Annotated in this window: 16 protein-coding genes, 1 tRNA gene and 3 pseudogenes; 13 read left to right on the top strand and 7 right to left on the bottom strand. The window is 45.4% G+C overall.

Annotated elements, in window-relative coordinates:
- The first annotated feature begins 256 nt into the window (after positions 1–256).
- The 8 genes and pseudogenes from proB to ACR6JA_RS18820 all read left to right on the top strand — a co-directional run bounded on the left by proB (position 257) and on the right by ACR6JA_RS18820 (position 9,663).
- On the top strand, positions 257–1,360 hold the full coding sequence (proB, locus tag ACR6JA_RS18855) for a glutamate 5-kinase (RefSeq protein WP_045781450.1): 1,104 nt from the start codon (positions 257–259) through the stop codon (positions 1,358–1,360).
- A gap of 11 nt (positions 1,361–1,371) precedes the next feature.
- On the top strand, positions 1,372–2,625 hold the full coding sequence (gene proA / locus ACR6JA_RS18850) for a glutamate-5-semialdehyde dehydrogenase (protein WP_494493982.1): 1,254 nt from the start codon (positions 1,372–1,374) through the stop codon (positions 2,623–2,625).
- 111 nt (positions 2,626–2,736) lie between these two features.
- Positions 2,737–2,812, top strand: a tRNA-Thr gene (locus ACR6JA_RS18845).
- A 163-nt stretch (positions 2,813–2,975) separates the two neighbouring features.
- Complete coding sequence (locus ACR6JA_RS18840) at positions 2,976–4,196, top strand: tyrosine-type recombinase/integrase (protein WP_116541138.1); 1,221 nt, start codon at positions 2,976–2,978, stop codon at positions 4,194–4,196.
- A 241-nt stretch (positions 4,197–4,437) separates the two neighbouring features.
- Positions 4,438–5,610 (top strand): ABC-three component system protein, encoded by a 1,173-nt coding sequence (locus ACR6JA_RS18835; RefSeq protein WP_129985708.1) that lies wholly within the window; start codon positions 4,438–4,440, stop codon positions 5,608–5,610.
- Positions 5,610–6,119, top strand: coding sequence for a three component ABC system middle component (locus ACR6JA_RS18830; protein ID WP_129985706.1), 510 nt, complete (start codon positions 5,610–5,612; stop codon positions 6,117–6,119). The genes ACR6JA_RS18835 and ACR6JA_RS18830 overlap by 1 nt, the downstream gene beginning before the upstream one ends.
- Entirely contained in the window at positions 6,119–8,083 is a 1,965-nt protein-coding gene (locus tag ACR6JA_RS18825; protein ID WP_494493983.1) for a DUF3732 domain-containing protein, read from the top strand. Before ACR6JA_RS18830 ends, ACR6JA_RS18825 begins: the two co-directional genes overlap by 1 nt.
- 457 nt (positions 8,084–8,540) lie before the next feature.
- Positions 8,541–9,663 (top strand): annotated as a pseudogene (locus ACR6JA_RS18820) (IS3 family transposase).
- Positions 9,664–9,993: 330 nt separating this feature from the next.
- On the opposite strand, the gene ACR6JA_RS18815 reads toward ACR6JA_RS18820, so the two are convergent.
- The gene (locus ACR6JA_RS18815; protein ID WP_494493984.1) at positions 9,994–11,601 is read right to left on the bottom strand and encodes a TIGR04141 family sporadically distributed protein; all 1,608 of its coding nucleotides are present in this window, start codon (positions 11,599–11,601) and stop codon (positions 9,994–9,996) included.
- Between the two features lie 342 nt (positions 11,602–11,943).
- On the opposite strand from ACR6JA_RS18815, the pseudogene ACR6JA_RS18810 reads away from it, so the two are divergent.
- A pseudogene (locus tag ACR6JA_RS18810) lies at positions 11,944–12,324 on the top strand (MFS transporter); the annotation flags it as partial.
- Here the strand turns inward: ACR6JA_RS18810 and ACR6JA_RS18805 are convergent.
- Positions 12,321–12,488: an Lrp/AsnC ligand binding domain-containing protein gene (locus ACR6JA_RS18805; RefSeq protein ID WP_240733391.1), complete on the bottom strand. Its 168-nt coding sequence runs from the start codon at positions 12,486–12,488 to the stop codon at positions 12,321–12,323. The pseudogene ACR6JA_RS18810 and the gene ACR6JA_RS18805 sit on opposite strands and share 4 nt — an antisense overlap.
- Here ACR6JA_RS18805 and ACR6JA_RS18800 point away from each other — a divergent pair.
- Complete coding sequence (locus tag ACR6JA_RS18800) at positions 12,483–12,629, top strand: hypothetical protein (protein WP_205745122.1); 147 nt, start codon at positions 12,483–12,485, stop codon at positions 12,627–12,629. The two genes, ACR6JA_RS18805 and ACR6JA_RS18800, sit on opposite strands and share 6 nt — an antisense overlap.
- Before the next feature lie 52 nt (positions 12,630–12,681).
- Here ACR6JA_RS18800 and ACR6JA_RS18795 read toward each other — a convergent pair.
- The 5 genes and pseudogenes from ACR6JA_RS18795 to ACR6JA_RS18775 form a co-directional block, all read right to left on the bottom strand.
- Positions 12,682–13,685 (bottom strand): annotated as a pseudogene (locus ACR6JA_RS18795) (multidrug effflux MFS transporter); the annotation flags it as partial.
- 155 nt (positions 13,686–13,840) lie between these two features.
- Complete coding sequence (locus ACR6JA_RS18790) at positions 13,841–14,452, bottom strand: inovirus Gp2 family protein (RefSeq protein ID WP_116541143.1); 612 nt, start codon at positions 14,450–14,452, stop codon at positions 13,841–13,843.
- A 327-nt stretch (positions 14,453–14,779) separates the two neighbouring features.
- Positions 14,780–15,166: a putative zinc ribbon protein gene (locus ACR6JA_RS18785; protein ID WP_130994061.1), complete on the bottom strand. Its 387-nt coding sequence runs from the start codon at positions 15,164–15,166 to the stop codon at positions 14,780–14,782.
- A 10-nt stretch (positions 15,167–15,176) separates the two neighbouring features.
- On the bottom strand, positions 15,177–15,710 hold the full coding sequence (locus ACR6JA_RS18780; RefSeq protein WP_494493985.1) for a secretoglobin family protein: 534 nt from the start codon (positions 15,708–15,710) through the stop codon (positions 15,177–15,179).
- Positions 15,711–15,816: 106 nt separating this feature from the next.
- On the bottom strand, positions 15,817–16,026 hold the full coding sequence (locus ACR6JA_RS18775; protein WP_116541146.1) for a helix-turn-helix transcriptional regulator: 210 nt from the start codon (positions 16,024–16,026) through the stop codon (positions 15,817–15,819).
- 452 nt (positions 16,027–16,478) lie between these two features.
- Here ACR6JA_RS18775 and ACR6JA_RS18770 point away from each other — a divergent pair, with 452 nt between their 5' ends.
- From ACR6JA_RS18770 to ACR6JA_RS18760, 3 genes are all read left to right on the top strand, one after another.
- Entirely contained in the window at positions 16,479–17,615 is a 1,137-nt protein-coding gene (locus ACR6JA_RS18770; protein WP_494493986.1) for a hypothetical protein, read from the top strand.
- 121 nt (positions 17,616–17,736) lie between these two features.
- Positions 17,737–18,600, top strand: a complete 864-nt coding sequence (locus ACR6JA_RS18765; RefSeq protein WP_494493987.1) for a GTPase family protein — start codon at positions 17,737–17,739, stop codon at positions 18,598–18,600.
- Between the two features lie 93 nt (positions 18,601–18,693).
- A complete protein-coding gene (locus ACR6JA_RS18760; RefSeq protein WP_128298989.1) occupies positions 18,694–19,518 on the top strand; it encodes a DUF932 domain-containing protein in 825 nt (274 codons plus the stop codon).
- The last annotated feature ends 110 nt before the right edge of the window (positions 19,519–19,628 follow it).

Raw genomic sequence — 19,628 nt, 5'->3', positions numbered from 1 at the left:
GAGTCGGGCTCCCGCTAAAAACAGGAAGGGTTTTATCGTTCTCAGATTAAAGATTTATGACAATTTAGGAGAAAGATTAAATAAACGTAATAAAGTTTGAATGTCATAAAAATGTAAAATATATCCGCTATCGTCAGCGATCCTTTCTGGCTTATTAGCCCTTTTCCCACGCCGCCTGTTGGCAAGCCGCGCGACTCCTGTTACAACGTCATCTGGCTTTTTAATTTCCCCTTATTTGTAGAAACGGCAGAGAATCATGAGTGACAGCCAGACGCTGGTCGTAAAACTAGGCACCAGCGTATTAACCGGTGGCTCCCGCCGCCTGAACCGCGCCCATATTGTTGAACTGGTTCGCCAGTGTGCCCAGCTGCACGCGGCGGGGCATCGTATTGTGATTGTGACCTCCGGGGCGATTGCCGCCGGGCGTGAACACCTCGGCTACCCCGAACTCCCCGCCACCATCGCGTCCAAGCAGCTGCTGGCCGCGGTAGGGCAAAGTCGCCTGATTCAGCTCTGGGAACAGCTGTTCTCTATTTACGGCATTCACGTCGGGCAGATGCTGCTGACCCGCGCCGATATGGAAGATCGCGAACGCTTCCTTAATGCCCGCGACACGCTCAGAGCGCTGTTAGATAACAACATTGTGCCGGTCATTAATGAAAACGATGCCGTGGCGACGGCGGAAATCAAAGTCGGCGATAACGACAACCTTTCCGCACTGGCCGCGATTCTGGCCGGGGCCGACAAGCTGCTGCTGCTCACCGACCAGCAGGGCCTCTACACCGCAGACCCGCGTAACAATCCGGCAGCGGAACTGATTAAAGAAGTGCACGGCATCGACGATGCGCTGCGCGCCATTGCGGGCGACAGCGTTTCCGGCCTCGGCACGGGCGGCATGGGCACCAAGCTCCAGGCGGCCGACGTGGCCTGCCGCGCGGGTATCGACGTTATTATTGCTGCAGGCAGCAAGCCGGGCGTTATCGGCGACGTCATGGCCGGCAACCCTGTAGGGACGCGCTTCCACGCGCAGCAGTCGCCGCTGGAGAACCGCAAACGCTGGATCTTTGGCGCTCCGCCTGCCGGCGAAATCACCGTGGATGACGGCGCGCTGTCCGCTATTCTGGAGCGCGGTAGTTCATTGCTGCCTAAAGGTATCAAAAGCGTGAGCGGCAATTTCTCCCGTGGCGAGGTAATCCGCATTCGCAGCCTGGAAGGGCGCGACATCGCCCACGGCGTTTGCCGCTACAACAGCGACGCGCTGCGCCGCATTGCCGGGCATCATTCCCAGCAAATCGACGAAATCCTCGGCTATGAATACGGCCCGGTGGCCGTGCATCGCGACGACATGATTGTTAATTAAGGAGCAGATCAATGCTTGAACAAATGGGCAAAGCGGCAAAAGAGGCCTCTTACCAGCTGGCACTGCTCTCCGGCCGCGAAAAGAGCCGCGTGCTGGAAAAAATTGCCGACTACCTTGAAGCGCGTTCGGAGCAGATCCTGACCGCCAACCAGCAGGACGTGGACGAGGCGCGTAAAAACGGCCTCAGCGAAGCCATGCTCGACCGCCTGCAGCTCACCCCGGCTCGCCTGAAGGGCATCGCCGACGATGTGCGCCAGGTGTGCAGCCTAGCCGACCCGGTAGGGCAGGTGATCGACGGCGGGCTGCTGGACAGCGGGCTGCGCATCGAACGCCGCCGCGTGCCGCTCGGCGTAGTGGGCGTGATCTATGAAGCTCGCCCGAACGTGACCGTGGACGTCGCCTCTCTGTGCCTGAAAACTGGCAACGCCGCCATTCTGCGCGGCGGGAAAGAAACCTGGCGTACCAACAACGCCACGGTGGCGGTGATCCAGCAGGCGCTGGAAGAGTGTGGCCTGCCGAAAGCGGCCGTTCAGGCGATTGAAAACCCGGACCGCGCACTGGTCACCGAAATGCTACGCCTCGATCGCTACATCGACATGCTGATCCCTCGCGGTGGCGCGGGCCTGCATAAACTTTGCCGCGAACAGTCGACGATCCCGGTGATCACCGGCGGCATCGGCGTGTGCCACATCGTGGTGGACGACACCGCCGAAATTGAACCGGCGCTGAAAATCATCGTGAACGCCAAAACCCAGCGCCCGAGCACCTGCAACACGGTGGAAACGCTGCTGGTGCACCAGGCGATTGCCGACTGCTTCCTGCCTGCGCTGAGCAAGCAGATGGCCGAGTCCGGTGTGACCCTGCATGCTGACGAGAAATCGCTGCCTGTACTGCAAACCGGCCCGGCGGCGGTGGAAGCGGTGAAGGAGGCGGATTACAACGACGAATGGCTGTCGCTGCACCTGAATGTGAAAGTGGTGGCGGATCTTGATGATGCCATCGCCCATATTCGTGAGCACGGTACTCAGCATTCGGACGCGATCCTGACCCGTACGCTGCGCAACGCGAACCGCTTTATTAACGAAGTGGATTCCTCTGCCGTGTACGTTAACGCCTCAACCCGCTTCACCGACGGCGCCCAGTTCGGTCTTGGAGCGGAAGTGGCGGTCAGCACCCAGAAGCTGCACGCCCGCGGCCCGATGGGGCTGGAAGCCTTAACCACCTACAAGTGGATCGGCTTCGGCGACGACACGATTCGTGCGTAATTGAAGACAGGGTGATGCAAAAACCAGCAGTCAGTTTGATAAGTGGTTGACGCATCACCCTATCTTCCTTAACCTTTTACACCGCAGCCACGCTCGTGGCGCGTCCTGAAAGCCGATATAGCTCAGTTGGTAGAGCAGCGCATTCGTAATGCGAAGGTCGTAGGTTCGACTCCTATTATCGGCACCATTTCAAGCTCTTCCCAAGTCTACCGAAATCAACTAAAAGCCCGTATACTGCGGTTTCTGGCCCGTATCTTATCTCCTGTTATCAACTGTACTCAACCGAAATCAAGTCACAGTTGGGGGCATAAGTGGGGGCATTCTGTGTTCGGTCCAGGGAGATGCCCCCAATGAAGCTTAATGCCCGACAGGTAGATGCTGCTAAACCCAGAGAGAAAGCCTACAAGCTGGCAGATGGTGCTGGTTTGTATCTTGAAGTCGTACCCTCTGGTTCTCGATACTGGCGAATGAAATATCGCTTCAATGGAAAAGAGAAGCGTATGGCTTTTGGTGTTTATCCAGCAGTGTCCCTTGCACAAGCGAGGGCACTACGTGATGAAGCCAAGAAAAAACTGGCCGAAGGTATCGATCCATCGTTTGCTAAAAAAGAAGAAAAGCTGGTTCGCGATGTGCAACTCAATAATACGTTCCAGTCTGTGGCACTTGAGTGGCACGGTACGAAGGTGAGTAGATGGTCAGAAGGGTATGCTTCTGACATTCTGGAGGCCTTCAATAAAGATATTTTCCCTTATATCGGCCAACTGCCGGTGAATGAAATCAAACCGCTGGTTCTGCTTAATGTGCTGCGTCGAATGGAAAGCCGTGGCGCGACAGAGAAGGCCAAGAAGGTTCGCCAGCGCTGCAGTGAAGTCTTTCGTTACGCCATAGTTACCGGTCGTGCGGAATACAATCCTGCAGCGGATCTAACCAGCGCGATGTCAGGGCATGAATCGAAGCATTATCCCTTCCTGACTGTTGAAGAGTTACCAGACTTCTTTGAAGCCCTATCCAGCTATACAGGAAGCCCGCTAGTTGTCCTTGCCGCTCGCCTGCTAATCCTTACGGGAGTTCGCACCGGCGAGCTTCGAGGTGCTTTCTGGAGTGAGTTTGATCTTGAGAAAGCTGTATGGGAAATTCCTGCCGACCGAATGAAGATGAAACGGCCTCACCTTGTCCCCCTCTCTACCCAAGCACTAGAGATCGTACAGCAGCTCAAAGTGATGTCTGGGCAATATCCTCTGGTGTTTCCTGGGAGGAATGATCCCCGCAAAACAATGAGCGAAGCGAGTATTAATCAGGTGTTTAAGCGGATTGGATACACGGGGAAGGTAACGGGGCATGGTTTCCGCCACACGATGAGTACGATTTTGCACGAGGAAGGGTTCAATACGGCATGGATTGAAACTCAGCTTGCGCATGTCGATAAGAATGCGATTCGCGGGACGTACAACCATGCTCAGTATCTGGAAGGGCGGAGGGAGATGATGCAGTGGTACGGGGAATGCATTGAAAGTATGTTTGAAAGAAAAGTAGCCGTTAAGTTGCAGGCTAATACAAAGGAGCTGTATTGAGCTAGATTGTTCCTTCTAAGCATTCTGCAAAGTGACGGTTGCTAAGGAAGCTATAAAGCAAACCGCATAATGCATGATATGCAGATATGATTCGTCGTGATGTTCTTCACGATGTCGCGTTCAACATTAGATTTAGTATGGAATTATGCTTGCGTATTTTTTATACTTTCTTCAAAATTATCCATAATTTTCATGTTGTTCAGATTATATCCTGAACCAGAACTGCAAGGTAGCAAGTCGAATGAGTATAGGAAAATCCTCCCAACCAAAGTCCAGTGCGCCTGGCCAATATTTGGGATTTGCGCTTCAACCTGTTCGCCTCTGCTACCATCTTCTCAACTGTTCTGATGATGCATGTGTATCGCTCGAGTATCTTGACGACGTAGCCGTACATTATCCTGATGGCCGGATTATATTGGAGCAGACTAAAAGTGCTTTAACGCATAACCCTTTATCAGACTGGTCGGAGGATTTCTGGAAGACAATTTCTAACTGGATCGACATAGTGACAGTAAATGATATATGTCTTAGCAAAGTAAGTTTTCGCTACTATGTTACACCTGCAAAAAATATAGGTACAATTTGTTCGCTATTTCATAATTCCAAAAATGATGACGATATTAAAAAACTGATGTTTTTTTTGCAGAGTGAACTGAAAAAATTAAAATCAGAACCTGCATGTATGAAATATATTTCTCGGTTTCTTAATGCTACACAAGAAGAACAAAAAGCAATAATTGAAAATTTAGTTATAGAGAATGACAGAATAGATCCGCTCGATTCAATTCGTAAGTGTTTAAAACCTACAATTGCAGAAGAACTAATTGAACTAACTTGCCGGTATGCGATAGGAATGGCAAAAGAAAAAGCTGATGGACTTATCCGTAATAAACAAAATGCAGTTATATCTGTGCAGGAATTTAGAAAAGTGTTTATAAATTTTGTACAGAAAAATAATATTCCTGGATACCTTCAGCCACTCAGTACAGAAATTAATAATTCTGATGCTGAAGCATTGCTCAAACGGGCCCCCACGTTTATAAAACAACTAAAATTGATAGAGCTTCCTCAAGAGCGTCAGCTTAGGGCTGTCAGTGACCTATTAAAGACGGATGCTAACATAACCATGTGGGCCGAAAATGGACTGATATTTGAACAAAATATTTCTGAATGGCATAATTCATTGTTAAGACAGTACGATGCAACATGCGATGATATTGAGATTTTCCACTCTGACAAGCCTGAAATAAGCAGAGGTAAAGTTATTTATAGCCGTTGTTCCGCTACAAAAGTATCTTTCGATAATCAGATAGTCCCTGAATATTTTACTAATGGAGGTTTCAATCTTCTGGCTGACGATCTCCGTCTAGGATGGCATCCGAATTATATAGAGCTTCTCGATAAGGATGAATAATGAGAATAGAACTGAGAAAGCCCGAACTGAATGATGCAGCTTTAGTACAAAATAGTGCTATGGGAGCCTTTTTTTTATGGCTATTTTGCCGATATTATCAACATTACAAGAAGGAGTGTCCCACTCTTACTATCGCTTTTCTAGTTTTACCGCTTATTTTACATAAATCAACTGTTAAACTCATTTGTAGTACACAAAAGGCTTCAGGTATACATCTCTTTGCAGGGAAAATACAAAAAAAGAGAGAAGCAATATTTACAATTCATGAAAGAACTCTTCAATTACGCTCACTTACATTTGAATCTTTAAGTGTTGCAGAAGTTGCTGGGTTATTAGAAATTGACACTAAAACAGCAACGTTAATAGTTAGATGTGATGATTCAGAGCTTGATTTACCATTGCTATCGGATGATTTGAAAAAAATTCATGCTTGCTGTGATAAATTAGCGTATTGGTTCTCTGAAGTTTCGGAACAACAAATTGCAAAAACATTGATGGTGGATTTCTGATGTATTTTCAAATAAGAAAATTGGTACTTTGGCCTAAAACAAATCATCAACCACGGATTGTAGAATTTGAACCCGGAAAAGTAAACATTATCAGTGGTGCATCAAAAACAGGTAAGTCGGCTGTTATCCCTATTATCGATTATTGTCTATGTTCTGATAAATGTGCAATTCCAGTAGGCGTCATTCGAGAATCATGTTCGTGGTTTGGTGTATTGATTGATACTACTGAAGGACCAAAATTGCTGGCACGTAAAGAACCTGGTAATCAGCAGGGAACTAGTGAAATGTATATAGAAGAAGGTGATGGAATAATTATACCTGCATTAGCTCCTCAGAAAAATAGTACAATGACTCATGTGAAAGGAATCTTGGATCGTTTGGCAGGTTTATCAGATTTAGCATTTGAACCAACTGGACATGATAATTTTCGCAGCCGTCCAAGTTTCCGTGACTTAATGGCATTTATTTTTCAGCCACAAAACATAATAGCAAATCCAGATGTTTTATTCTTTAAAGCAGATACTACAGAGCATAGAGAAAAGCTTAAGACTATATTTCCGTATGTTTTGGGTGCTATTAGCCCCTTGGTTCTTCAGGCAAGACATGAGTTAGATAGAGTTACTCGTCAATTACGTCGTAAAGAAACAGAACTTAAAACACGTAAAGCCTCAGGAGATGCCTGGCAACGAGAAAGTCGGATTTGGTTGTCACTTGCTATTGAATACGGGCTTTTACCCGTAGAACAGGCTATTCCTGACGAGTGGCCTGCAACTTTAAAGCTTTTGAAGTCAATCCTTAAAAAGGATATTAAAGTTTCTCAACCTTCTTTAGATTCAACACAATACGTTATCACTGAATTAAAGAAATTGAGAGCAAGAGAAGTAAGTAATATTACACAAATTAATAAGATTCGAAGCCAACTTGTAGAACTTGAGAGGCTTAATGATAGTAGTGATTTATATAAAAAAGGGCTTGAAGTAAAAAGAGAGCGTCTTAGTCTATCTACATGGATCCGTGAACAATGTACTCGCGCTGAAACAATTGAGCCGTTAAATGAAAAACGAAGCTACGAAAAAATTAGGAAGCTTTGTCTCGCACTTGAAGGTATTGAACTGCAATTGCGTTCTTATCCACAAGTCAACCATTCTTTGGATAAGGAGACTTTACATCTTCGTTCCGAACTACATGAATTTACGAAAGAGTTAGCGTCAATAAAGCAAGAAATACGAGCGTTAGAGAAACAGTCTGAAGAAGTAAGAAAATATAACACGCAAGGAGAATTGATCTCCCGTTTTATTGGTAGACTGGAGGAAGCATTACGCTTGTATCAAAGTACAGATGTGTTAACTAATTTGATAAATGAAATTAAAGAATTACAGTTAGAGCAAAATAGGTTATCGAAATTAGTTTCAGAGAAAGAAATTACACGTAAACTCGATATAGCGCTTGATAAAATTCAACGAGCAACAGGGAAATTACTTCCTTATTTGGATGGAGAGTGGCCAGATTCGCCAGTTAGGTTAATTATTAATGATTTAACTGTAAAAGTTAGTAGAGGAGAGCGCGATGATTATCTCTGGGAAACGGGGAGTGGAGCAAACTGGTTAGCTTACCATATTGCTACAACGCTAGCTTTGCAATGGATATTTACGCGAAATTCTCAGCATCCAGTACCAAGTTTGCTCATTTATGATCAGCCAAGTCAAGTATATTTTCCTGTAAGGCAAGCGGGATCTTTAGGTAGTGAAAATAGTGAGCCTGACTGGCAGAGTGAGGATATTATTGCAGTCCGTAAAGTTTTTGAGGTTTTAAATAAATTTATAGCGTCAACCAAAGGTTTATTCCAGTTTATTGTATTGGATCACGCTGATGAAGAAGTGTGGAATAGTCTGGATAACGTCCATTTAGTAGAGGAGTGGCGTGGTGCGGCGTTGATTCCATATGATTGGATTGCTCGTGATTAATTGGTATTATTATCCATGGCAGTATTGTTTTTTGTTTCAAATATGTGTTGCTAAATATATATTTCCCTCACTGGTAGGTGAGGGAAGAATGTTAAAGTATTTGAACTGAATCGATAATTAAAAGCTTTTGAAGTTTTCATTCTTTTTAGTTTTAGTGTTGTGTTCTTTAACGCCCTTATTCCGATTTTTTTTGGGGAGGGTGGGTTTTTTACTAGAATATAATAATTGGAAAACATTAGCGTTCTCTCAGTTGGGACTCAGGATCATTCTTACAATCAATGATAATAATGAATTTAACTATTCTAATTAGTCCTTTTTCGCAATTGGGAATTATTTTATCCAGAATATGGTATTGATTTTATCTAATTATTAATCCGCATGAAGATTGACCTGCTCCCCGTTGATTAATACACCGCGATGTTAGTAATGTCTTCATAAGCCACATGAGGACATCCCCATGAAGAAGCGTTTTTCCGAAGAACAGATCATCAGTATTCTCCGAGAGGCCGAAGCCGGGGTTTCTGCCCGTGAGCTTTGCTGTAAGCACGCCATTTCCGACGCCACCTTTTACACCTGGCGTAAGAAGTATGGCGGTATGGAGGTGCCCGAGGTTAAGCGCCTGAAGTCGCTTGAGGAAGAGAACGCCAGACTCAAGAAGCTGCTTGCCGAAGCAATGCTGGATAAGGAGGCACTTCAGGTGGCTCTGGGGCGAAAGTACTGACGACAGACCAGAAGCGGGAAGCCGTTGAATTTATGTGTAATGTGACCGGTCTGTCGCAACGTCGTGCCTGCAGGCTTACAGGTTTGTCCCTGTCGACCTGCCGCTATGAGGCTCAGCGTCCGGCGGCTGATGCGCATTTATCAGGGCGCATCACTGGGCTGGCCCTGGAGCGCAGGCGTTTTGGCTACCGACGCATCTGGCAGTTACTGCGCCGTGAAGGCCTTCATGTTAATCACAAGCGCGTGTACCGCCTTTACCACCTTAACGGGCTGGGCGTAAAACGCAGACGACGTCGTAAAGGGCTGGCAACAGAACGTCTGCCGCTGCTCCGCCCGGAGGCGCCCAACCTGACCTGGTCGATGGATTTTGTCATGGACGCGCTGGCCACCGGTCGCAGGATCAAGTACCTGACCTGCGTGGACGACTTCACGAAGAAGTGTCTGACAATTACCACCGCATTCGGGATTTCAGGCGTGCAGGTCACGCGAATTCTGGACAGTATTGCACTGTTTCGCGGCTATCCGGCGACGATAAGAACGGACCAGGGGCCGGAGTTTACCTGCGCAGAGCACTTGACCAGTGGGCTTATGAGCATGGGGTGGAGCTGCGGCTTATCCAACCGGGCAAGCCAACACAGAACGGATTTATTGAAAGTTTTAACGGACGATTCAGGGATGAGTGTCTCAATGAGCACTGGTTCAGCGATATCGTTCACGCCCGGAAAAAGATTAATGACTGGCGGCAGGATTATAACGAGTGTCGTCCACATTCATCGCTGAACTACCAGACTCCGGCTGAATTTGCAGCGGACTGGCGAAACGGGAAATATGAAGAAAAACCAACCGACATTACTAACTGAAGGTTGTATCTAATCCTAGGGGCAGGTCAATCAACATTAATTAATGAATAATTCTTTTTTAGGTTTACATGCGCGTTATAAAACATTTCAATGGAAATAGATAGGGCACGGATAGGTATGCATATATCAAATTACTAAAATTTATTGGAAACTGAAATAAGTATTCCAGTTCGAGATTTTTTCTTGGCATATATTTACAAATATAATATTAAAGAGTTATCTCATGTTGTACCATTTATAGAGTGATCCATTTTTTCAATCATATAGCAGATAATCAAGGCAACTCAGAGAAGCGGAGTTTCTCTGAGTTGCCTTGATTTAAATGGTATCTTATTTTGCAGATGCCACAGTAACTTTAAATCCACGTTGAGTAAGATTTGAATACGTATTCATCAGATTGACTTTACTGAAGAAAGGTAAATTTTTTAGTAATTTATTGTTATCACAGCCTAACATTAATAGAACAATTTCGAATTCACTACTCTTTATTTTTTTTTCTGGTACAAGGCTCATCGCAGCATTTCCGTAGTTATTTTTTATAACAACCCGTGCTGCTTTTCTAAACTCTTCGTCACTGAGAATCAGTTCAGAAGCGATGCTTGCTTGTGCGAAAAGATGACTTAAACCAGAGGAACCGCCTTTTCTATGTTTGGCGTGAATTAAAATTTTATTTTTAACATCAGCTAAATCACATAATTCTATGGAAGTTGTAGTCCTACTGCTTTTAACTAGTTTTTTATCCATAAGAATATAAGATTTGGTTTTACTAATGCGTTCATTATAATCGCCCTCGGATTCTAGTTTCTCTTTATTAGTAGATTTATCTATTGTTCTTATTAGATCAGGGAATGAATTTTTATGTGTAGGTATAATGCTTAATTCTTTTTCAACGTATTCTGAAAATTTCTTTTCAATTTCAAACCACTGCCCCAGAAACAACATATATGTTTTTCTTTTATGCGTTATTTCCAAGTTAAGGCATTTATAGACTGAGAATGCCTTAACTTCGGAACCTTGATGGTTAAAAGCAAAAAGCTTATCTCTCTTTAATTTATCGATATCAAAATTCGGAAGTTCGATAGTATTAAAATATATATTTTTATCAATGCTATAAGAAATATTACTCTTAGCTCTAGTAAAACTAAAGTATTCTATATCTTCATCATTCATTATTTCCGGGGCTACTATCGAAACATCATCATATTTTTTTGATTTTATAATCCCTATCAATAAATCGTCCAGTTCCTCAATCGTAGCTGGCTTACCTACTTTTTTTAGATTATCTACCCATGAGAATTGCTTTAAATACTCTTTTCCTTCATAGCGTTGTAAACACTCATCGAGGTAACGAACCAAATCACTTGGCTCTAACTCTATTTTTACTTGTAGTGAATTATCTCCTCCACAAATATTTTTGAAGGAAACCCCATCTAAAGGTAAACCAGTGACTGATCTTAAAATATCTTTAGAAATATCTACGCCAAACATAGATATCTCAGTTCCTAAAGAAGCTTGTGTTTTCTTTTGCACCGGAGAATCATCAATGGTGAATGTATCAACACTTCTTAGCGAATCATGCTTCAACATATTTAACGCTGACTTAATACCAAAGTCTGAAACAAAGTAAGATTGTTCTAATAAACTTCTTCCATATCCGAAAGTGATAGCAAACACTCTTGATTTAGATTTAATTAACAGCACTGCTGAACTGGATCTAGTTATTAAATCATTTATTTTATTTCCAGTAAACCCTTCGAAGAATTCTTTCCATTTGGGTGTGTTGTCCTTTACATCTTTTATAAAACAGGAACCTTTGATACCTTTTACACCATTTAGTGCATATTCTTTACAGACCTTAGAAAGGAAAAAAGTAAAGTCCTTGGACGCGTATTTTTTTTCAGCTAAAAATATATTAAGAGCCATCATTTTCTTAGACATAAAACCTCCTTTTTTACTAAGTCTGTAAAATATTTAATTAACTTAAATCAAATTAAAGGATTAAAATTTGCTTGGTGCTTTAACTAACTAATAAGGCGGTCAAGAATGTATCTAAATGCTCGATTTATGTATGAATTTTTTACATATTCTACTTCAATAAACATAACATTCAAAATCATATAAATCATTTGTTATCAATGACTTAAATAAAAATGTGAGTATTTCATTTATTTTCAACATCTCCTTATGATTATGATTCCTGACTGGGTAGTCAATCGGAGCGCATATCTCAAAAAATCTTAATTTAATCTAACTCATTAAATAAAAACAATTTTTTAACATGCCATAATCAGACACAGAAAATTTTACCCCACGCTGATGACCATACTTGGACTGATGGTCATCATTGCCATCGGCCTGATGCTTACCGGGCATCACGTCTGGACGGTTTCGTTGTTATTAGGCCTCTGGGGCATGCTGGCAACCGCCTCGCCAACCGGATGGTGGACATGGATTGCGCGTAAGCTTCCCGACAACGCGGAAGCCGGAGACGGGTTAATGGTCTCGGTGATTCAACTCTCAATCGCCTTTGGATCAACGACAGGAGGCATCGTGTTTGACCACCTTGGTTGGCTGAGCTCGTTTGCCATGAGGAGCGTGCTACTCCTTTGCGCGGGCGTACTGACCTTTTTCACCGCACGTCAGAAGGCCGGTGCGCTTTAATCCGTCGAAGGTCCGCGCTCTAGAAATGTGGAAAGTGCAATATAGCTGCGTACGGAGCGTACGCCCTCAAGGCTCTGAATCTCCATCAGGAAATTTTCCAGCGATTCGGTATCGGCGGCGCGTACTTTGATAAAGACGCAGCCGTCGCCGGCAACGGTATGCAATTCTTCCACTTCCTTGCTGCAGGTTTTGGACTGGCTTCACCTAACTGGGCGGGCGCGATTCTATCCTTCATTGCGCTGGGGCTGGCTTTCGTTGCGTGGCAAAGTGCGCGTAAAGGTTATATTTTGCCGGTACTTGAATAAGTTACATAAAACGATGAGCGCCCACTATGGGTTGGGCGCTCTTTTAAACGATTAGAGCGCAAGCCGTGGAAGTCGCCGCGATGATGCCATTCATGGAGAAGAACACGAACACAGCGCCGACAATCACGGTAATCCCACCTACACCCAAGCCGGTGGTAACCGCCAGCACTATTGTGGCAATGAATACGGCATTCCTGAGCAACGCTTCCAGTGGGTAGCGGTGAACCAGACGTCTGTTGACCATGCTCACCGCCATTAGTCCAACAATGTTTACTGCAAACAGCCGACCGTAGTGCTGCGGATCAACGCCGAAGTAAGTGATGTACACGAAAGGAGAGCCGGTGATAAAGGCGTAGGCTGCAACGTAGTAGAACGTCAGGCATAGCGTAAACCGCATGTATTTGGCGTTGGTGAGCAAGGCATAGTAGTTTTGAAAGGCTTTGGTTACGGAGGCTTGCAGCGTTTTTCAGCAGGTAATGTCTCCGGCAACCAGAATAAGGACATCAGCATTAATGTTCCGATAATCGCCAGCAGCCAGAAAATGGCATGCCACGAGGTGACTTTAATTTTCTGCCCGCCGATCAGGGGCCCGGCAATCGGTGCGATGGCCATGATTATCATCAGTGTCGAAAGCATTTGTGCTGCACGAGTGCGGCTAAAGAGGTCGCGGATCATTGCCCTTGCCAGCATCGGGCCGGTACAGGCACCTAAGGTCTGAAAAACACGCCAGAAGACAATTTGTACGATATCAGTTGATAACGCGCAGCCCACCGAGCCGATGATGAACAGACCTAAACCGATAAACAGCGGCAGACGGCGTCAATAACGATCGCTAATTGGTCCCCAAATCAATTGTGCAATGCAAAAGCCGATAAGGAACCCTGTGATTGTCAGCTCTGCATCACCCTGTAAATCTTTCTCCATGACGGGCATAGCTGGAAGATAGATGTCGGTTGATAAAGAGGTAACAGCCATCAGGGCGCTAAGAATGAGTAGAAACGAAAAACCGGTTTTGTTTGCTGTAACCGGTTGTATTTGTGCCTGTTGATTAAGCATGGTGATCCGTTGGACATGAAGAGATAGGAGTATGTTAACGGGTTTGTGCTTATTGATAATCACAGGGGGGAGGATAGGGATTATGAATGGCATTCATCAATTTCTGGAATTGCCTACGAAGCAATTACCCTCTTCCATAGATGCCTCAAGAGGTATTAATACTGACTACAGCCAAAAGAACGCTCTTGACGGCTGTAGGATTTGGTTCTCTCTTTAGCGAAGTAACTCAAGCGAAACGTCAGTTGATTATAAACCTCTCTGTAACCGGGGGAGTTAATATCCAGGTAATAAAGTGGGTTATCGGGAAAGCGGGCTAGCGTCCAGTGCTCTGGGCGGTGACTAAGCTGTAAAGCACTCAGCCAGGCCTCTCGTATCAAGGACGCCAGGCCCGTCCCGTCTTCTTTGTAACTCCCCAGCCCATTGAATGTATCGTTATTCACGAACAACACCATGTGGTAATGCGATTTCTGATTAATCTCACCCATCTCCCGAACCCAGGCATCGCGAAGGTGGCATGGATATGTTCGTTTACCCTGCTTCAACTTACTTCTGTAGCGCGCTGCAATCTTTGCATCAAGGGATTCAATGAAACGAGATATCAGGCCCTGTCGGTTAATGAGCATATTGTCAGGAAGACGCAGGTCTACCCGAACTGCCATCGTCCGTGCATGCTCTGCAGTCGTGTTATCTATAACGCGTAGAATACGCTGTAGGTAAGTGGTGTTGAATGGTGCATGCCGTCTATCGAGACAGATATTGTCAAACATATAATTTTCCTTGGGTAATAAATTACGGGCAGGGCAAAGCCTTACCCGCAATGGGCTGTTAAAGGGATTAAGGATTTAAAGGGTGATGCCAGCCATTAAGGCTGTCGTGTATGAGTAACCGTATATGGGCGTGACAATGAGATAATATTGCTTATATATCAGTTTGTTAATTAATATTACCAACCCGTCATGGGTTATGAATTACGAATCCACAAGCACCAGGGGCCGGATGATAGAAAGTGATTGATTTTTACTCCGAAGTTATATGCCCCCATATAATAACTTTCTGGTGTACCAATCAATCCCATGATTGCCTGGTACGTATCACTAAATTTGTATCTCCCGACTGTATATCCCTTTTCTGCATTGAGGGCAGCGTTTCTCGCCGCCATATGACAGGCCGCACATCGTGCATTGCCATTGGGTTGTTGTAATGACTGGGGGCAGTTGCGCCACGAGTTGCTGAAGTTTCTCTATGGTGGAAGATTTCCCACTTGCTGCTGCCAACCAGGGACACTGCAAAAGGGCTTCCGGTTGTCCGCGTGGAATATCGTGTTCAAACCATGACGGTGAATTTCTGGTGGGGAGGTGGAATATCAATGGGCACTGACAATGGTGGCAGCGCCACTCTTCACTTTCTGCCATATTCACCTGGCGGGCAGGCACAATTTCGCCGGTTCTACGCTGTGCGATATAACATTTTTGTACTCGCATTTTCCAGACCTCACATTGGCCTGCTGGCACGAATATAATTTTCAGTTAGCGTTTTCAGTCCCCGGTAAGATTTTGGTTTTTCTGACATCCATTGCTTCAGAGTGTCAGGAAGCAGTAAGTGCAGTGAATAACATTCATCCAAATCCCGGCCTGCAACCAGTTCACACCAGCATAGTAGTGTCAGCGTTTGCCGAAAGCCCGGTTGCGTATGCAGCCGGAATAACATCTGTAATTGTTCCGCCAGTCTGCTTTTCCCAAGGCGATAACATTCACTGAGCAACACTCCAGGTAACAGAGAATAGTCAGTACGTTTATTCAGTCGGGGGATAACAGCACACTCTTCCTCCTGGGATGTTTGAGTGACCTGTAATAGATACTGTGGGATGACAATTACCGATGCCATAGCGTCCGATGACCGGCACGATGTAATCGCAAGTTTGTGCCAGTGCTCTATTTCTTGCTGACACAAACCATGTAACAAATTGATGCGGGTAAAGTCATTAAGCCAGGCATTGTAATGGTTGAGCAATGGGATGTTTTTCATAGAAGATTTTCCTTAATTATTAAATTTCAGGCAGCCGTAAGCCTCCGCAGAAAGCGGATAGTGCAAGTACGGTCTGGGTTAGTTTTATTTGGTGAAGTAGGGCTTACTACTGTTTGCGGGATGCATCAATACGTGCCTGAAGCCAGGCTTCTACTTCACTTTTCCGCCAACGGGAGCTGCGCCCAAATTTGGTGGGTTTTGGAAACTCATCATCTTTGATGAGTTTGTAAAACCACTTATCCGTTAACCCGGTGAGTTGGGTGATAAAAATCATATCGATAAACTGGTCTTCGAGCAGGGAAGGTGTAACGGTCATGGCGGGATCCTCCGGTAGCTAAATGGATACCGGAGTCGGTTTATGAATGACTGCTGCCCGCTCCGGCATAGTTACCGGTGCTGCTGTAAAAAATAGAGATGATTGTTGCTTAGCTCCGAAGCTCATCCAGCCTTGCTGATTAAGCAATACCTCTTACACCCATCTGCAGCATCCTTAGCCTGTCCGACAAGAGGACTTCTTCCTGCGGCTTAATCTGCTGGTTGAAGAATATTGTTTGCAATTAGTGTTTTATTTCGTAGGTATGAGATGTGTTTTTTTTTGTAACTTATTGATATTTAAATTTTAAGATATGTTTTATACATACGTTTTTACTACATTAAAACCATGTTATTTTTATTTTTTTATGTCATTTTTTTATCAATATCACTATTGATAACATACGTTTTCACTATGTAAAATGAAGCCAATGAACCTCTGGAGTTGGTGGCAAAATGAACGAAAAAACGGTTGCTGAGGAAAGTCGGGCATGGGAGAAGGAACGTATCGAAAAAGAAAAAATCAGACTCAGAAAGGAACAGGCAGAAAATCGCACCTGGATAAAAAACAAGCTAAAGTGGTTGAATAAAGAGCCCCGGGCAGCTTTTTTCCATTTTTTTTACCTTGCTTTATATTTCGAAAAATTCAGAGGGGCAGGGGCTTTCCCAGAGGTTGAAAACCATGTAAACCCATTATCACAAAGTGCTCTCGGAGGTCCACCGCTTAATCTGGCGATTGATCAAACTCCAAGTCAGCAACCTGAAAAAATGGCTACGCTTGGTGTAATCGCATCAACATTTGATTTTAGTTCTAACCAGAACAAATCTGAGTTAGATGTCCCGGAGTCGCCAAAGAGTTCCGTAAAATCAGAAGAGAACAGCTTGCTTCTGTCGCATTCTGATAAGCAAGAAAACATCGCAATAGACTTAGAAAATTTTCTCGGGACATTTAATGTTTCCACGTTAAAAAACCAACCAGCCAATGGCGTTTCTTTTCCAGTTTTTGCTAATAAAATCACCGGGGTGCAAGATATTGCCGGATGTATCATAAATACATTATCTGATTTCGACACAAAGAATATTATTAATTTCTTACGAGAAACCAGCAAGGTGTGGACAAGGGCTCAGGAGGATTTTCAGCAAGCTTTCTCGTGGATGGATATTAAAAATGAAGAACAATGTATTTGGGTATGGAATACCATGAAAAATAAAGGTGTTTCCCCTCCGCTAAATCCACTTAATAATTTTCAGCGCTGGTATTTTATCTGTGCAACATTCGACTTATGGAACGGGTGGACGGATGAACAAGTTAAGGAATTAACGAAAGATCATAAAAAAATAAGCCAACAGCGCCTTGAATTAAGGGATTCACCTTGTACTCATCAGAAACACAAAGCAGTTTTGATGGATGAACTTGAAAAAGCCTGGAAGATGAAACTGGGTCGCAAGACGATAAAAAATCATAATGCAGAACTCATACTTCCGACCAAAATAAAAAAGAAACTCAGGAAGCTCTCCGTTCATTACAACATGTCTGAGTCAGATGTGATGGCCTCGCTTATTGAAAGTGAGTATGTAAGAAACAATCTATAGAAAATCAAACTTCCGCGTTTATTTAAAATAATTTCATATATATATCATCTCCCTGAACATCCCCCATTAAAGGCAGAACCATGAGGTTCTGCTTTTTTGTTTTTATTTCAGAGGAGCGGTAATGAATCAATTTGACGGTTCACAGTCACTGCAGCAATCGCTTTCCGGCCTGCCGCAATGGGCATCAGAGCATATTCTGCAGCAGATAAACCAGCTTATTCACTATGAGCCGGTGATAGGCATTATGGGCAAAACAGGAGCGGGAAAGTCTTCGTTGTGCAATGCCCTGTTTGCCAGTGAGGTTTCACCTGTCAGCGATGTGGCTGCCTGTACTCGCGAACCACTGCGCTTTCGACTGCAGGTGGGGGAACGCGTGATGAGCATCGTGGACCTGCCTGGTGTCGGGGAAAGTCAGACCCGTGATGCAGAGTATGCCGCATTGTACCGGCGACAGCTTCCCCGGCTTGACTTGGTGCTGTGGTTGATTAAGGCCGATGACCGGGCGCTGGCGGTGGATGAGCATTTTTACCGTCAGGTGATTGGCGAGCAGTACCGGCATAAGATGCTGTTTGTCATCAGTCAGGCCGACAAGATTGAGCCAGCCAGTGGCAGCGAGATATTGTCTACGGAGCAGAAACGCAATATCAGCCGCAAAATCTGCCTGTTACATGAACTGTTCCAGCCGGTAAACCCGGTTTGTGCGGTGTCAGTACGTCTGCAATGGGGGCTTCGGGTAATGGCTGAAAGGATGATCCGTTGCCTGCCACGTGAGGCCAGCAGTCCGGTAGCGGTACAGCTCAGTGCGCCGCTTCGTACCGATGCCGTTAATAAAAAAGCATGTGACGATTTTGGGGAAACGGTAGGCTCGGTACTGGATACAGTAAGTTCCATGCCCCTGATACCGGCACCGGTTCGGGCAATCATTCAGACTGTACGCGACACCGTGGTGTCGGTTGCCCGTGCCGTCTGGAATTTCTTCTTCTGAATATTGCCACTTAATCCGTCGTTTCCTGAGCCCTGTCGCCATTTGAGCGGCAGGGCTTTTTTGTCTTTATTTCCCATCATGAGGAGTCTGCTTATGACCCGTCTGGCTTCGCGCTTTGGCGCAGCAAATCTTATTCGTCGTGATCGTCCGTTAACCAGTGAAGAGCTGTTTCGTGTAGTGCCCAGCGTATTCAGCGAGGAAAAACACGAATCCCGCAGTGAACGTTACACATACATCCCCACCATCTCCCTGCTGGAAAGCCTGCAGCGGGAAGGCTTTCAGCCGTTCTTTGCCTGTCAGACCAGGGTTCGTGACCCAGGGCGTCGCGAACATACAAAGCACATGCTGCGTCTGCGCCGTGAGGGGCAAATTACTGGTAAACAGGTGCCAGAAATCATTCTGCTCAACTCCCATGATGGCACCAGCTCGTATCAGATGCTGCCGGGATTATTTCGTGCGGTATGCCAGAACGGCCTCGTCTGCGGTGAGTCGTTTGGCGAGGTGCGGGTGCCGCACAAAGGGGATGTGGTGAGTCAGGTGATTGAAGGGGCGTATGAAGTGCTGGGTATTTTTGACCGTGTGGAAGAGAAGCGGGATGCCATGCAGTCGCTGATGCTGCCGCCACCTGCACAACAGGCTTTGGCACAGGCTGCACTGACGTACCGTTTTGGTGAGGACCACCAGCCGGTGACAGCACCTCAGATACTCTCCCCACGCCGCTGGCAGGATGAGAGCAATGATCTGTGGACCACATACCAGCGTATTCAGGAGAACCTGATTAAGGGCGGGCTCAGTGGCCGGAGTGCAAAAGGCGGGCGAACACATACCCGCGCCGTGCGTGGTATCGACGGAGATGTGAAGCTCAACCGGGCTCTCTGGGTGATGGCGGAAGCTATGCTGAGTGGGTTTCAGTCCTGAGAGTGTTATCGCCATGTTAACAAAGGACACTCCCTGTCCGTTTTACCTCCATTGGATTGAGTGTTTTATCACCGCATTTCACGGTGTGCCGCGTCGGGCCTGCCTCCGGT

This window comes from Cedecea sp. B1(4) (assembly GCF_059414925.1).
This window is presented reverse-complemented; position numbering and strand designations above follow the sequence as displayed.